Source organism: Granulimonas faecalis, assembly GCF_022834715.1.
Taxonomy (GTDB): domain Bacteria; phylum Actinomycetota; class Coriobacteriia; order Coriobacteriales; family Atopobiaceae; genus Granulimonas; species Granulimonas faecalis.
The window spans coordinates 983,114-997,205 of the sequence record NZ_BQKC01000001.1 but is presented as its reverse complement, the minus strand read 5'-3'; the positions used below and the strand labels follow the sequence as shown (position 1 = coordinate 997,205).

Sequence of the window (14,092 nt, the reverse complement as noted above, 5' to 3'; positions counted from 1 at the left end):
CCACGGACGCACGGATGCGCTGCCGTGGCGTCCGCCCTCCCCTACCCCTCGAACTGGCTCCGGTAGAGCTTGGCGTACTCGCCGCCCAGGGCGAGGAGCTCCTCGTGGGTGCCGCGCTCCACGATGGTGCCGCGGCCCATGACGAGGATCTGGTCGGCCGAGCGCACCGTGGAGAGCCGGTGTGCCACCACGAGCGAGGTGCGCCCGGCCATCATGGCGTCGAAGGCCTCCTGCACGAGGGCCTCGGTGCGGGTGTCGATGGAGCTCGTGGCCTCGTCGAGCAGCAGGATGGGCGGATCCACGAGCATCACCCGGGCGATGCAGAGCAGCTGCCGCTGCCCTTGGGACAGGCCGGCGCCGCCCTCGCCCACCACGGTGTCGTAGCCCTCGGGCATGCGTTCGATGAAGTCCGCCGCGAAGGCGCGCTCCGCGGCGGCCCACACCTCCTCCCGGGTGGCGTCGGGCCGGCCGTAGGCGATGTTGTCGGCCACGGTGCCCTCGAAGAGCCAGGTGTCCTGCAGCACCATGCCGAAGGCCCGGCGCAGGCTCGCCCGCGTGAGCGCGCGGGTGTCGCGGCCGTCCACCCGGATAGTGCCGGAGTCGGCGTCGTAGAAGCGGAGCAGCAGGTTGATGAGGGTGGTCTTGCCGCAGCCCGTGGGACCCACCACCGCCACGCGCTCGCCGGGGTCGGCGTGCCAGGTGAGCCCCTCCAGGAGCGGCCTGCCCGGCTCGTAGCCGAACGACACGTCGGAGAAGCCCATCTCGCCCGCAGGTTCCTCGGGGAGCACGAGGGCGTCCGCGGGGTCGGGCTCCATCTCCGGGGCGTCGATGAGCGCGAAGAGCCGCCGCGCGCTGGCGAACGCCGTCTGCAGTTGGGTCATGACGCCGGAGATGTCGTTGAAGGGCTTGGTGTACTGGGTGGTGTAGGACAGGAAGCTCTGCACGCCGCCGATGGAGAGCGGCCCGGGGAACCCGGTGAGGCAGGCCCAGCAGCCGATGGCCGCCACCACGGCGTAGACCACGTTGTTGGCGAAGCGGGTGCCGGGGTTGGTGAGCGACCCCGCGAACTGCGCCCGCTCGCCCACGGTGTAGAGGCGGTCGTTGAGGGCGGCGAAGCCCTTCTCGGCCTCCCCGGCGCGGCCGAAGGCCCAGAGGAGCCGCTGGTTGGAGACATGCTCCTCCACATAGCCGCCGAGGTCGCCCTGGATCTCCTGCTGGGCGGCGAAGCTCGTGTGCCCCACCTTGGCGATGAAGGCGGCCACGAGTACCGAGACGGGCGTGACCACCACGACGACCACGGCGATGGCGGGCGAGATCCAGAACATGAACGCCAGGGTGCCCACCACGGCCACCACGCCGCAGAAGAGCTGCTGGACGCCCTGGAGGAGGCCGTCGCCCACGGCGTCGGCGTCGTTGACCACGCGGGACATGATGTCGCCGTGGGGGTGGTCGTCGATGTAGGAGACCGGGAGCCGGCGGAACTTGCCGTAGGCGGCGTCGCGGAGGTCGCGCACGGTATCGTAGGTGAGACGGCTCGTGGTGTAGCCCTGGAGCCACTGGAGCAGCGCCACGGCGGCCACCACGCAGGCGAGACACCCCATGAGCCACGCGAGATCGCCCCAGGCCACCTGACCCGGCCCCACGACGGCGTCGATGGCCAGGCCCACGAGCACCGGCACCGTGAGCGCCAGGCCCTGGGACCCCACGGCCGTGAGGAACGCCGCGGCCACGAGCCCGCGGTGGGGCCGCACGTAGGAGACGATGCGCGCGAGAACCTCGCGCGGGGCGGCGTCCTCCCACCTCATGCCAGCACCTCCTCGCGCTCGAGCTGGGACAGGCACGTCTCGCGGTAGACGGGGCACGTCTCCACGAGCTCGGCGTGGGTGCCGAGGCCGGCCACCCGGCCGCGGTCCAGCACGAGGATGCGGTCGGCGTGGCGCACGGAGGCCACGCGCTGCGAGACGACGATGCGCGCCGGGCCGCCCTCCCAGGAGCCGAGGGCAACGCGGAGCCTGGCGTCGGTGGCGAAGTCCAGGGCCGAGGCGGCGTCGTCCATGACGAGCACCTGCGGCGAGCCCACGAGGGCGCGGGCGATGCAGAGGCGCTGGCGCTGGCCGCCGGAGAAGTTCCTGCCGCCGGCCTCCACCGGGGCGTCGAGCCCCTCGGGGCGCCCCCGCACGAAGTCGGCGGCCTGCGCCCGCTCGAGGGCCTCCCAGAGCTCGTCGTCGGTGGCCGAGCCGTCTCGCCACAGCAGGTTGCCGCGTATGGTGCCGGACAGCAGTGCCGACTCCTGGGGGACGAACGACACCGCCGACCGGAGCCCCGCGAAGGGCCACGCGTGCACGTCGGCGCCGAGCACGGACACCGAGCCGGACGAGACGTCGTAGAAGCGCCCCACGAGGTCGGCGAGGGTGGACTTGCCCGACCCGGTGCCCCCGATGACGCCCAGGACCTCGCCGGGGCCGATCGACACCGTGATGCCGTCGAGGGCGGGCCTGCCGCCCCCGGGGTAGGTGAACGAGACGCCCTCGAAGGCCACGGCCGGGGCGCACGCGACGGGCGCGGGCACGGGGCCGCCGGGGTCGCGCACGGTGGGCTCCCAGTCGAGCACCTCGGCCACGCGGCCGGCGGAGGCCTGGGCGCGGGTGAAGATGACCACGAGGTTGGCGATGTAGGCCACGGACACGAGCACCTGGTTCATGTAGCCGATGAGGGCCATGAGCTCGCCCTGCTCGAGGTCCCCGGCAAAGACCTGCCCGGCACCGAGCCAGAGGATGGCGCACACCCCCACGTTGAGGATGAGGAAGGTGGCGGGGTTGAGCAGCGCCGAGAGGCGCCCGGCCGCGACAGCGTCGGCCGCCTGGTCGGTCGCGGCCCGCTCGAAGCGCCGCTCCTCGAACCCCTCGCGGGAGAAGGCGCGGACCACGCGCACGCCGGCCAGGGCCTCGCGCACGATGGTGCCGATGCGGTCGAGCTTGGCCTGCATGGAGACGAAGTACGGGATGCTCCAGCGCATGACAAGGTAGAACACCAGCAGCGTGGCCGGCAGGCACAGGCAGAAGACCGACCCCAGCACGGGGTCGAGCGCCAGGGCGCACACGATGGCGCCCACGGCCAGCACCGGCCAGCGGATGACCTGGCGGATGAGCATGGCCACGGCCACCTGGAGCTGGTTGACGTCGTTGGTGATGCGGGTGATGAGCGACGGCGTGCCGAAGCGGTCCACGTCGGCGAAGGAGAAGCGGTTGACCGCGGCGAAGAGCTCGCGCCGGATGTCGGTGCCCATGCCCTGGCTCGCCAGGGACGCCATCTTCTGGCACACGAGCGTGAAGCCGAACCCGCAGAAGGCGAAGGCCACGAGGGCCACGGCCCCGCGGGTCACCACCGAGGCGTCCCCCCGCCGCACGCCCGAGTCGATCATCCAGGCGATGACCAGGGGCGTGAGCAGGTCGAACACCACCTCGAGCGTCTTCATGAGCGGGCCGAGCACCAGCCAGCGCCGGTAGGGGCCGAAGAACCGCCTCGCGAGCTCCGCCATGGCCTACTCCACGCCCAGGCGGTCGGCGAGCTCGAGCCACTCGTCCTCGAGGGACGAGATCTCTCCCCTCGCGGCGTCGAGGCGCCCCTGGAGCGCGCCGAGGGCCTCGTAGTCGCTGCCGTCGGCCGCCGCCATCTCGGCCTCGATGGCGGCAGGCTCGTCACGGAGCCTCTCCAGGCGCCGTGCCACGGAGTCGAGCCTCCGCTTGAGGTCGCGGCGCTCGGAGTTGGTCATGGCGCCGGGCGCGGCGGCCGCCTTGGGAGCGGCCTCGGGCCCGGAGGTGTCGAGCCCCCCGGCGGCAGCGTGCGGCAGGGCGAGGAACTGGTCCACACCGCCGGGCATGTGGCGCAGGGTGCCGCCCACGATGGCGTACTGGTCGTCGGTGACGCGCTCCATGAGGTAGCGGTCGTGGGTCACGAGCAGCAGCGTGCCGGGCCACTCGTCGAGGAGCGACTCCATGACGGCGAGCATGTCGGTGTCGAGGTCGTTGCCCGGCTCGTCGAGCACGAGGACGTTGGGCTCCTCGAGCAACACGCAGAGCAGCGCGAGGCGCCGGCGCTGGCCGCCCGAGAGGTCCTTGAGGCGCGTGAGCGTCTCCTTGGACTCGAACCCCAGGCTCTCCAGGAGCGACGTCGTGGACTGCTCCTTCCCGCCGATGACGCAGGTGCGGCGGTACTGCCCGAGGAGATCGGCCACGGTCCAGTCGCCCTTGTCGCCAAAGTTCTCGAGCTGCTGGTCCATGCGGCCGATGCGCACGGACTTGCCGCGCCTGACGGTGCCCGCCAGGGGGCGAAGGTTGCCGAGCACGGTCTCGAGCAGCGTGGTCTTCCCGGCGCCGTTGGCCCCCAGGATGCCGATGCGCTCACCCGGGCCTATGAGCCAGTCGAGGCCGCTCACCACGGGCGCGGAGCCGGAGTGGCCGGCCGCGACCCCCTTGAGCTCGAAGACCTGCTTGCCGAGGCGCGCCACCGAGAGGCGCTTGAGCTCGAGCTCGTTGCGCAGGGGCGGGTCGTCGGCCACGAGGGCCAGGGCCTCCTTGATGCGGAACTTGGGCTTGGAGGAGCGCGCCTGGGCCCCGCGGGAGAGCCAGGCGAGCTCGCGGCGCAGCGTGTTCTGGCGGCGCTCCTCGGTCCTTCGGGCCTGGCGCTCGCGCTCCACGCGCTGCTGGATGTAGGCGGAGTAGCCGCCCTCGAACGGGTCGATGCGCCCGTCGTGCACCTCCCACATGGAGGTGCAGACCTCGTCGAGGAACCAGCGGTCGTGGGTCACGCAGAGCAGCGCCCCCTGGCCCTCGGGCCACCGGTGCCGCAGGTGGTCGGCGAGCCAGCGGATGCCCTCCATGTCGAGGTGGTTGGTGGGCTCGTCCATGAGCAGGACGTCCCAGCGCCCCACGAGCACGCGGGCGAGGTCCACGCGGCGGCGCTGGCCGCCCGAGAGGTGCCCCACCGTGTCGTCGAGGGGGATGCCGCCGAGGAGCGCCCCCGCGATCGAGCGGCAGGCGGGGTCGGACGCCCACTCGTAGCGGGGGACGTCGCCGAAGACGGCCTCGGCCACCGAGGCGCCGTCGTCCAGGGCGTCCGCCTGGCCGAGCATGCCAACGGAGATGCCGTTGCGCCACGTCACGCGGCCGGAGTCTGGCTCCAGGGTCTTGTCGATGAGGCGCAGGAGGCTCGACTTGCCGTCGCCGTTGCGGCCCACGATGCCGCAGCGGTCGCCGGCGGCCACCGTCGCGGTCTGGTCCACGAGCACGTGCTTCCCGGGCCACTCGAGGCTCACGTCCTCGAGGCCGATGAGGATCTCCAAGGTGTCACGCCTCCTCGGCGGCGGCGCGGAGGACCGCGATCTCCTCGGCGTAGCCGGCCAGGTCGTTGGGGGTCTCCAGGATCATGGGCAGCCCCGCCAGGCGGGGCTCGCGCACCACGGCCTCGAAGAGGTCGAGCCCGATGGTGCCCAGGCCCAGGCGCTCGTGGCGGTCCTTGTGGGAGCCCACGGGGTTCTTGGAGTCGTTGAGGTGGAGCGCCATGAGGCGGTCGAGCCCCACCACGGAGTCGAACTCGTCGAGGACGGCGCCGAGGTCGGCCGCGACGTCGTAGCCGCCGTCGGAGACGTGGCAGGTGTCGAGGCACACGCCCACGAGCCCGTCCAGCTCCACGGCGTCGATGATGGCCGCGAGCTCCTCGAAGGAGCGGCCGAGCTCGGAGCCCTTGCCGGCCATGGTCTCGAGGAGCACCTTGGTGCGTTGACCCTCGCGGAGCACGTCGTTGAGGCCCTCGGCCACAAGCTCCACGCCCCGCTCGGCACCCTGGCCCACGTGGGAGCCGGGGTGGAAGTTGTAGAGGCACCCGGGGATGAGCTCCAGGCGCTCGATGTCCTCGGCCATGGTCTGCCGGGTGCGCTCGCGCACCTCGTCCTTGGCCGAGGCGAGGTTGTACACGTAGGGGGCGTGGGCCACGAGGGGTCCGAACCCGTTGTCGCCCATGACGGCGAGCAGGCCGTCCAGGTCCTCACGGTCAAGGGCGCGCATGGCGCCACCGCGCGGCGGGCGGGGGAAGAACGCGAAGGTGTCGGCCCCGATCTCGAGGGCCGTGGCCCCCATGGCGCGGTAGCCCTTGGTGGTGGAGAGGTGGCACCCGATGTACGGCATCACGCGGCACCCCCCTCGCGGCCGAGGTCGGCCTGGACGCGGTCCCAGATGTCCGCGGCCACCTCGGCCTTGGTCAGGGTGTCGAGCTCCTCGGCGCCGGCGTCGTCCACGAGCCACACGTGGTCGGTGTCGGAGCCGAAGGCGGAGTCGGGCCGGGAAACGTCGTTGGCCACGAGGAGGTCCACACCCTTGGAGGTGAGCTTGGCCCGGGCGTTGTCGAGGAGGTCGCGGGTCTCGGCGGCGAAGCCCACCACGTAGCCCACCTCCCCGGACGCCGCGAGGCCGGCCAGGATGTCGGCCGTCTCCACGAGCTCCACCGAGCCGAGGCGCCCCTCGGCCTTCTTGAGCTTGTGGTCGGCTGGGGCGGCGGGGGTGTAGTCCGCCACGGCGGCGGCGCACACGGCGACGTCGGCCCAGGGGGCGCGTGCCATGACGGCGTCGCGCATGTCGGCCGCGGAGACCACGTCGACGCGCGTCACGCCCGCCGGGCAGGGAAGCGACGTGGGACCTGAGACCAGGCACACCTCGGCGCCGCGGCGCGCGGCCTCGGCCGCCACGGCGTAACCCATCTTGCCCGACGAGGCGTTGGCGATGTAGCGCACGGGGTCGATGGCCTCGTGGGTGGGCCCGGCGGTGACGAGCACGCAGGTCCCGGCGAGGGGGCGGTCGCGGAGCGCGAGCACGGCGGCCACGACGTCGTCCACGGGAGCGAGCTTGCCCTCCCCCACGTCGCCGCAGGCCAGACGGCCCGAGACCGGCATGACCACCCCTGCGCCCCGGGAGCGCAGCGTGGCGACGTTGGCCTGGGTGGCCGGGTTCTGCCACATATGCACGTTCATGGCCGGGGCCACGAGCACGGGGGCCGTGGTGGCGAGGGCCGCCGAGGTGAGGCAGTCGTCCGCGATGCCGCAGGCGAGCTTGGCGAGGACGTCGGCCGTGCAGGGGCACACGAGGAAGGCGTCGGCCCACTCGCCGAGATCGATGTGCGGGATGGGAGAGGGGGGCCAGTCGAAGACGTTCCTGGCCACGGGCACGGAGGTGAGCCCCTCGAAGGTGGCGGTCCCCACGAAGCGCGTGGCGGCCTCGGTCATGGCCACCCGCACCTCGCAGCCCGCCTTCTGCAGGCCGCGGCACACCTCGGCGGCCTTGTAGGCGGCTATGCAGCCGGTGACGCCAAGAACAACGTTCATAGGTCGGAACCTCGCGGGTCAGGAGAAGTCGGTGATCAGGATGCGGTGGCAGTAGGGGCACTCGTCCACCGGCTGGGCGCGGCGCTTGAGGTCGGAGTACTGCGACGGCTGCAGCGTGACGCGGCAGGCCGAGGGCTTATTGCCGTCCAGGGTCTCTACGGCCACGGTGCCGAAGCGCTTTCTCGCCTTGATGTAGCGGAGCTGCAGCTCGGGCGGCAGCGAGCCGGAGATCGACTCACGCTCGCGGGTCAGGGCCTCCTGGCGGTCGCGCAGGGCGAGCAGGGCCTCCTTGGCGGAGGCGGCGAGCGACGCGGTCTCGGTGTCCAGGCGCTCCTGGAGGCCGCGGGCGTTCTTCTCGGCGCGCTCGGCGGTGATGAGGCGCTCGGTCACGGCGTCAGACTCGAAGTCGATGCGCTCGAGCTTCTTGGCGATCGTGGTGAGGCGCGCCTCGAGGTCGGCCGCGGCGCGGTAGTCGGAGGCGCCGTCCTGGGAGGCCGAGATCTCGTCGAGCTGGCGCTCGCAGTCCCGGCGCCGGTGCCCGAGGTCGTTGAGCTCGATCTCGAGGTCCTTGCGCTGGCCCACGATCTTGGTGAGCTCGCCGTCCACCTTCTTGCGGGCGGCCTTGGCGGCATCGATCTTGGCCCGCTGGGGCAGCTCCCTGCCCTCCTTGGAGATGCGGAGGAGCTCGAGGTCGATCTCTTGGAGTCGTCGCAGGGCGTCGGCGTCGGTCATGGGCAGTCCCCTCGGATTCTCGGCCCCGGGGCGCGGGGCGGCATTCATCGGCCTATGGAACGTGGGTCGAGGCAGATGCGCCAGTGTGCCTCCTCCGCCAGGGTCACCACGGGCACCGAGTCCTGGCGCTCGGCGACACTGGCTGCCAGCAGGCGGGCGTAGGGCAGCTCCGACACGTCGTGCCCCAACAGTATAACCGCGCACCCGGCCTCCACGGCGGCCAGCACCCGATGGTAGCCGAGCTCCCCCGTGACCACGGCCTGGCAGCCCTGGGCCACGGCGGTCTCCCAGAGGTCGCCGAGAGACCCAGAGCAGAACCCCACCCGCGTGCAGGGGGCGTCCGGGTCGCCGTAGAGCGTGGGCGGGCAGCCGTAGGCCTCGCCGAAGCGCTCGGCGAGCTCCGCCGCCGTGAGGCCTTCGCCGTCGAGGACGGCGCCGAAGCCGTCGGGCTCCTCCAGCCTGCCGACCGCATGCAGGTTGGTGAGGCGCGTGGGCACCGCCAGCGCGGCCGCGGAGCGGTCGAGGTTCGTGTGCATGGCGATGAGCGAGACGCCCAGGCGCGCGGCCTCCCACACGAGGCTGCCGCCGAGCGACGACGTGGCGACGGACGGCGTGACGGTGCCGGGGGCCTCGAGGAAGGCCGGGTGGTGGGTCACGAGGACGTTGCAGCCCTGCGCCGCGGCGCGGGCCAGGGTGTCGGGCAGCGGGTCGAGCGCGCAGGCCACGCCGGTGACCCCGGCGGAAGGGTCGCCTACGGAGAGGCCCACGCGGTCCCAGGGCTCGGCGAGGTCGCGGGGGAAAACGCTGAAGAGCATGGCCTCGATGTCGGAAACGAGCACGGTGCCTCCTTCGGCGGGTTGGCGGAGGGTCAGGCTATGGTACCCCCGGCGACCACGGTGTCGCCGTCGTAGACGGCGCAGGTCTGGCCCGGGGCCGCGAGGGTGCCGGGGCCGGCGAGCCCCACGAGGGCCTCGCCGGGGGCGGTGACGGTGACGGTCGCCGGCTCCGGGCGGCCGCGGTGGTGGGTCTGCACGAGGAGGTCGCGCCCCCGGTACCACGCCGGGTCGTGGCCGAGGACGACCCCGGTGAGTGGGAACGACGCCCTGAGCGGGCGCACGCCCGTGCCCACGCGGACCTGGCGGGTGGCCGGGTCCACGGACGAGACGAACCACGGGCCGCCGCCGGTGCGGATGTTCAGCCCCTTGCGCTGGCCCACGGTGAACCCGGCGATGCCACCGTGGCGGCCGAGCACGCGCCCCTCCTCGTCCACGATGTCCCCGGGCTCGAAGGCGTCGGGGCGCCGCCCCCGGAGGAACGCACGGTAGTCACCGCCGGGGGCGAAGCACACACCCATGGAGTCGGGGGCGTCGGCGGCGGGCAGGGAGGCGGCGCGGGCCTCCGCCCTGACCTCGGACTTCGTGGCGCCCGAGAGGGGCGCAAGGAGCCGGGCCACCTGTGCCGGGGACAGCTCGCAGAGGTAGTAGCTCTGGTCCTTGGAGCGGTCCTCGGCCCGGGCCACGTGGGTGACGCCGTCGTCGCCCGCCACGAGCCTGACGTAGTGGCCCGTGGCCACCCGGTCGCAGCCGAGGGAGTCGGCGAGGTCGAGGAGGGAGGCCACCTTCACGGAGCGGTTGCAGGCCACGCAGGGGCTCGGCGTAATCCCCGCCGCGTAGGCCTCGGCGAAGGGGGCGCACACCCGCCGCTCGAAGGCGTCGGAGACGTCCACGGCGTGGTGCTCCACGCCGAGCGAGGCGCAGAGGGCCCGGGCGCGGGCCATGGCGTCGTCGGGCGGAACGGGGACGCCCCCGCGGGCCATGACGAGCGTCGCGGCCACGACCTCGTGGCCCCGGGCCAGGAGCCGGGCCACCGTAGCGGAGGAGTCCACCCCTCCCGACAGGCCCACGAGAACCCTCACGCCACCACCCCTTCCACAAGCGCGGCCCGACGGGACGCCGCGCGACGACCGGCCCACCCGCAGGACCTTCCACGGGTACGAGGGCACCCGCAGGACCTTCTGCGGGTGCCGGAGGACGGGAAAACCGCTCGCGGAAGCCTCCGCGGGTAGAAAAACCACCCGTAGAACGTTCCGCGGGTGCCGGGGAGAATCCGGGGCCGCCCGCCCCCTACCCTAGCGCCAGCGCGCGACGACGGCCAGGAGCTCGTCGCAGAAGGCGTCGAGGTCGGCCGGGTCCACGCGCTCGTCGAACGAGACGCGCAGCGACCCCAGGGCGAGGTCGCGCGGGATGCCCATGGCCGTGAGCACGTGGCTCGGGTCGAGGGAGCCGGAGCTGCAGGCGGAGCCGGCCGACACCTCGAAGCCCGCGGCGTCGAGGGCGAGGATGAGGGTCTCGGACTCCACGCCCTCCACCACCACCGACACGATGCCGGGCAGGCGGTCGTCCCCCACCTCGGCGCCGGCCGTGGGCCGGATGCCCGTGCCCGGCGCGCAGAGGCGCCCGTAGACCCCCCGGGCGAGGGCTGCCACCGCGGGGCGCACCTCGGGGATGGCGCCCACGCAGAGCTCGGAGACCGCTGCGAGGGCCACGGCGCCGGCGACGTCGGGGGTCCCGGGGCGCCGGCCGCCCTCCTGACCGCCGCCGAACTCCTGGTTGCGGTAGGGTACCCCGCCGCGCACGGCCAGGGCCGCGGTGCCCTGGGGGGCGCCGATCTTGTGGCCGGCGATCGAGACCCCGTCCACGGGGGAGAGCCCGAGCGGGATGCGGCCGAACGCCTGGATGGCGTCCACGAACACGAGGGCGCCCGAGGCCTTGGCGGCCTCGGCGACGGCGGGCACGGGTTGCACGACGCCCGTCTCGTTGTTGGCGGCCATGAGGCAGACGAGGGCCACGTCGTCGCCCAGGAGCGGGGCCACGCGGTCGGGGCCCACGGCGCCCGAGGGGTCGGGCGAGGCCACGTCCACGGAGAAGCCCCGAGCCTTGAGGGGCGAGGCGAGATCGATGACGGAGTCGTGCTCCACGGCGCTCAGCACCACGCGGCGCCGCCCGGGGTCGCGCTCGCGGGCGCCCTCGGCGAGGCCGACGACCCCGAGGTTGTTGGCCTCGGTGCCGCCCCCGCAGAACGAGACGTCCATGGGGCGGAACCCGCACCCCAGGCACGCGGCCACGGTGCGCCGCGCGCCCTCGAGAGCCGCCTGGGCCTCGCGGCCGAGGGTGTGGAGGGAGCTCGGGTTGGCGCATGCCCAGGGCTCGGCCTCGTAGGCGGAGCGGGCGGCCACTGCCTCGGGCCGTAGGGGCGCCGAGGCCGCGTAGTCGAGGTAGACGAATCGACGGTCCATGTCAGGCGCGCCCCGTCCTTCCGAGGTACCCGGCCCGGCGCAGGCGTTCGACCGCCGCGGCGCGGTCGGGCCTCCCGAACACGGAGCTACCGGCCACGAGCACGTCGGCGCCGGCGGCCACGATGTCGGCGGCGTTGACGTCGCCCACGCCGCCGTCCACCTCCACGAGCGGCGCCGCGCCCACCCGCTCGCAGAGCCTGCGGAGGTCGCGGAGCTTGCCGAGGGTGGACGGGATGAACGACTGCCCACCGAAGCCCGGGTCGACGCTCATGACCAGCACCATGTCGAGCTCGCCGAGGAGCGCCTCGAGGGCGCCCACGGGCGTGCCGGGGTTGAGGGCCACGGCGGCCTTGGCGCCGGCGGCGTGGATCTGGGACACGATGCGGTGCGGGTGCCGCGCCGCCTCCATGTGGAAGCTCACGACGTCGGCGCCGGCGTCGAGGTAGAGGCCCACGCACTCGTCGGGGTTGGTGACCATGAGGTGGACGTCGGCCGCGAGGTCGCCCTGGCGCCTCACCGCGGCCACCATGGCGGGGCCGAACGTGAGGTTGGGCACGTAGTGTCCGTCCATGACGTCGATGTGGGCCCAGTCGGCCGTCTCAATGGCCTCGAGCTCCGAGCGGAGGTCGAGCAGGTCCGCCGAGAGCAGCGACGGGGCGATGAGGACGGGCGCGTCTTCCATGGGTACTCCTCGGCGGTTCGTCATCGGGCGTCGCCTCCCAGTCCGTAGAACTCGTCGTAGGGCATGCGGTCGAGAAGGCGGCGCATCTCGCCCTGGAGGGGCGCGTGGTCGTAGAGCACGGCGTGCACGGCGGCCACGATGGGGGCGTCCACGCCGAGCCTCCCGGCCAGCTCGTGGGCGGAGCGGGCAGCGGCGGCGCCCTCCACCACCATGCGGGTGCGAGCCTGGTACTCGTCCAGGGTCTCCCCCGCCACGAGGGCGGCGCCGAACGTGCGGTTGCGGGAGTGCGGCGACATGCAGGTGGTGGCGAGGTCGCCCATGCCGGCGAGGCCCATGCAGGTCATGGGCTCAGCGCCCATGGCGCAGGCCAGGCGGCCGATCTCGGCCAGGCCGCGGGTCATGAGCACGGCGCTCGTGTTGTCGCCGAGCTCGAGGCCGCGGGCGATGCCGCAGGCGATGGCCACCACGTTCTTCACGGCGCCGCAGGCCTCCACGCCCACCATGTCGGACGACACGTAGGCCCTGAAGGAGGGGGCGATGAACAGCGAGCGGAAGAGGTCGGCCACGGCGTCGGAGGCGGCGGCCACCACGGCCGCGGCCGGCTTGCCCTGGCAGATCTCCTCGGCGTGGGTGGGGCCCGAGAGGCACGCCATCCGGCCCGGCCCGCCGCAGACGTCGGCCACCACCTGGGTCATGAGCATCATGGTCCCGGGCTCGACGCCCTTGGTGAGCACGCAGACCGGGACGTCGTCGCCCAGGAGCGGCGCGAGCCTCTCGGCGGTGGGGCGCATGAAGGCGGAGGGAACCACGACGACCACGGCGTCGGCGCCGTCCAGCGCCTCCCCCATGGAGGAGGTGGCGCGCACGTTGGCCGGCAGCTCGTAGGAGGGCAGGTAGAGCGGGTTGCGGTGCCCCTCGGAGATGCCGCGGGCGACCTCCTCCTCAAGGGCCCAGCCGCAGACCTCGCCGGCGTTCCGGGCGAGGAGCCCGGCCGCGGCCGTGCCCCAGGAGCCCATGCCTACGACGGCGACCTTGCCGCACACGGTGCCAGCCATGTCACTCACCCTTTCCGGTCTCGTCCTCGATGTGCCGGGTCACGGCCTCCTCGTCGCCGAAGAACAGGCCGGTGCCGGGCGCGGGGACCCGGGAGGCGTCCCGCTCGGCAGCCTCCTCGGCGGCCTCCTGCACCCGCTCGACGGACTCGGCGCGCTCCCCGGCGTCCACGGCGGCGTCCTCGGCCACCTCCGCGCGCTCGGCGCGCTGCAGGCGCGACGGGGCGTCGTCGGTGCCGGAGACGGAGACGTCGGCGCGGGCGGCGGCCTCGGCGGCCACGGCCTCGGAGGGGGCGTCGCCGGTCCTCATGGAGAAGGTCGACTCGTCACCGGAGCGCATCTTGGCGATGTTCTGGCGGTGCGCCCAGACCACGACCACGGCGACGACGACGAACGGCAGCTCGAAGGCCCAGGAGGAGGGCTGGTAGAGGAAGAACGCGAGGAACGGCAGGGCCACGGCGGCGGCCACGGACCCCAGGCTCACGACCTTGGACGGCACGGTGCAGAGCGCCCACACCACGAGCAGGCCGAGGGCGATGGGCCACGAGATGCCGAGGGCCGCGCCGAACCCCACGGCGATGCCCTTGCCGCCCCGGAAGCGCAGGTACGGCGAGAAGACGTGGCCGCAGACGGCGGCCAGGAACAGGCAGGCGCCGGTCCAGGACCACGCGCCCATGGGCAGCGCCTGGGAGACGTCGCCGCCGAAGCAGAAGAACGCCAGCACCCACGTGCCGAGGAACGTGCACACGAAGCCCTTTGCCACGTCGCAGGCCAGCGTGAGGGCGGCGGCCTTGGGACCGACCTCGCGCGCCACGTTGGTGGTGCCGATGTTGCCGGAGCCCTTGGTGCGCACATCGACGCCGTCCGCGTCGCCGAAGATCAGGCCGAAGGGGATCCCGCAGATGCAGTAGGTGGCGAGCATCAGCAGGAGCAGGACGAGCGTTACGGGGGTGCCCATG

12 protein-coding genes are annotated in these 14,092 nt (G+C 73.3%); all 12 read right to left on the bottom strand.

The features are described 5' to 3' along the window. Positions 1-41: 41 nt before the first annotated feature. A complete protein-coding gene (locus OR600_RS04510; RefSeq protein ID WP_135977561.1) occupies positions 42-1,805 on the bottom strand; it encodes an ABC transporter ATP-binding protein in 1,764 nt (587 codons plus the stop codon). Continuing rightward, positions 1,802-3,538 (bottom strand): ABC transporter ATP-binding protein, encoded by a 1,737-nt coding sequence (locus OR600_RS04505; RefSeq protein WP_265590744.1) that lies wholly within the window; start codon positions 3,536-3,538, stop codon positions 1,802-1,804. The genes OR600_RS04510 and OR600_RS04505 overlap by 4 nt, the downstream gene beginning before the upstream one ends. A 3-nt stretch (positions 3,539-3,541) precedes the next feature. Then, a complete protein-coding gene (locus OR600_RS04500; protein WP_204406771.1) occupies positions 3,542-5,341 on the bottom strand; it encodes an ABC-F family ATP-binding cassette domain-containing protein in 1,800 nt (599 codons plus the stop codon). Positions 5,342-5,345: 4 nt separating this feature from the next. Beyond that, positions 5,346-6,182 (bottom strand): deoxyribonuclease IV, encoded by an 837-nt coding sequence (locus OR600_RS04495; RefSeq protein ID WP_135977783.1) that lies wholly within the window; start codon positions 6,180-6,182, stop codon positions 5,346-5,348. Further along, complete coding sequence (gene coaBC, locus OR600_RS04490) at positions 6,182-7,372, bottom strand: bifunctional phosphopantothenoylcysteine decarboxylase/phosphopantothenate--cysteine ligase CoaBC (RefSeq protein ID WP_265590743.1); 1,191 nt, start codon at positions 7,370-7,372, stop codon at positions 6,182-6,184. The genes OR600_RS04495 and coaBC overlap by 1 nt, the downstream gene beginning before the upstream one ends. An 18-nt stretch (positions 7,373-7,390) precedes the next feature. Continuing rightward, entirely contained in the window at positions 7,391-8,104 is a 714-nt protein-coding gene (locus tag OR600_RS04485; RefSeq protein ID WP_168353987.1) for a zinc ribbon domain-containing protein, read from the bottom strand. A 44-nt stretch (positions 8,105-8,148) separates the two neighbouring features. After that, positions 8,149-8,943, bottom strand: coding sequence for a Nif3-like dinuclear metal center hexameric protein (locus tag OR600_RS04480; protein WP_265590742.1), 795 nt, complete (start codon positions 8,941-8,943; stop codon positions 8,149-8,151). A 29-nt stretch (positions 8,944-8,972) separates the two neighbouring features. Further along, positions 8,973-10,019, bottom strand: coding sequence for a tRNA 2-thiouridine(34) synthase MnmA (mnmA, locus tag OR600_RS04475; RefSeq protein ID WP_168353988.1), 1,047 nt, complete (start codon positions 10,017-10,019; stop codon positions 8,973-8,975). A gap of 213 nt (positions 10,020-10,232) precedes the next feature. Further along, positions 10,233-11,399, bottom strand: coding sequence for a cysteine desulfurase family protein (locus tag OR600_RS04470; RefSeq protein WP_265590741.1), 1,167 nt, complete (start codon positions 11,397-11,399; stop codon positions 10,233-10,235). 1 nt (position 11,400) lies between these two features. Continuing rightward, positions 11,401-12,081: a ribulose-phosphate 3-epimerase gene (gene rpe, locus OR600_RS04465; protein ID WP_135977569.1), complete on the bottom strand. Its 681-nt coding sequence runs from the start codon at positions 12,079-12,081 to the stop codon at positions 11,401-11,403. Positions 12,082-12,101: 20 nt separating this feature from the next. Next, positions 12,102-13,136: an NAD(P)H-dependent glycerol-3-phosphate dehydrogenase gene (locus OR600_RS04460; protein WP_239654474.1), complete on the bottom strand. Its 1,035-nt coding sequence runs from the start codon at positions 13,134-13,136 to the stop codon at positions 12,102-12,104. A 1-nt stretch (position 13,137) separates the two neighbouring features. Next, positions 13,138-14,091 carry a glycerol-3-phosphate 1-O-acyltransferase PlsY gene (plsY, locus tag OR600_RS04455; protein ID WP_204407085.1) on the bottom strand — a complete coding sequence of 318 codons (954 nt, stop codon included), beginning with the start codon at positions 14,089-14,091 and terminating at the stop codon, positions 13,138-13,140. Position 14,092 lies beyond the last annotated feature (1 nt).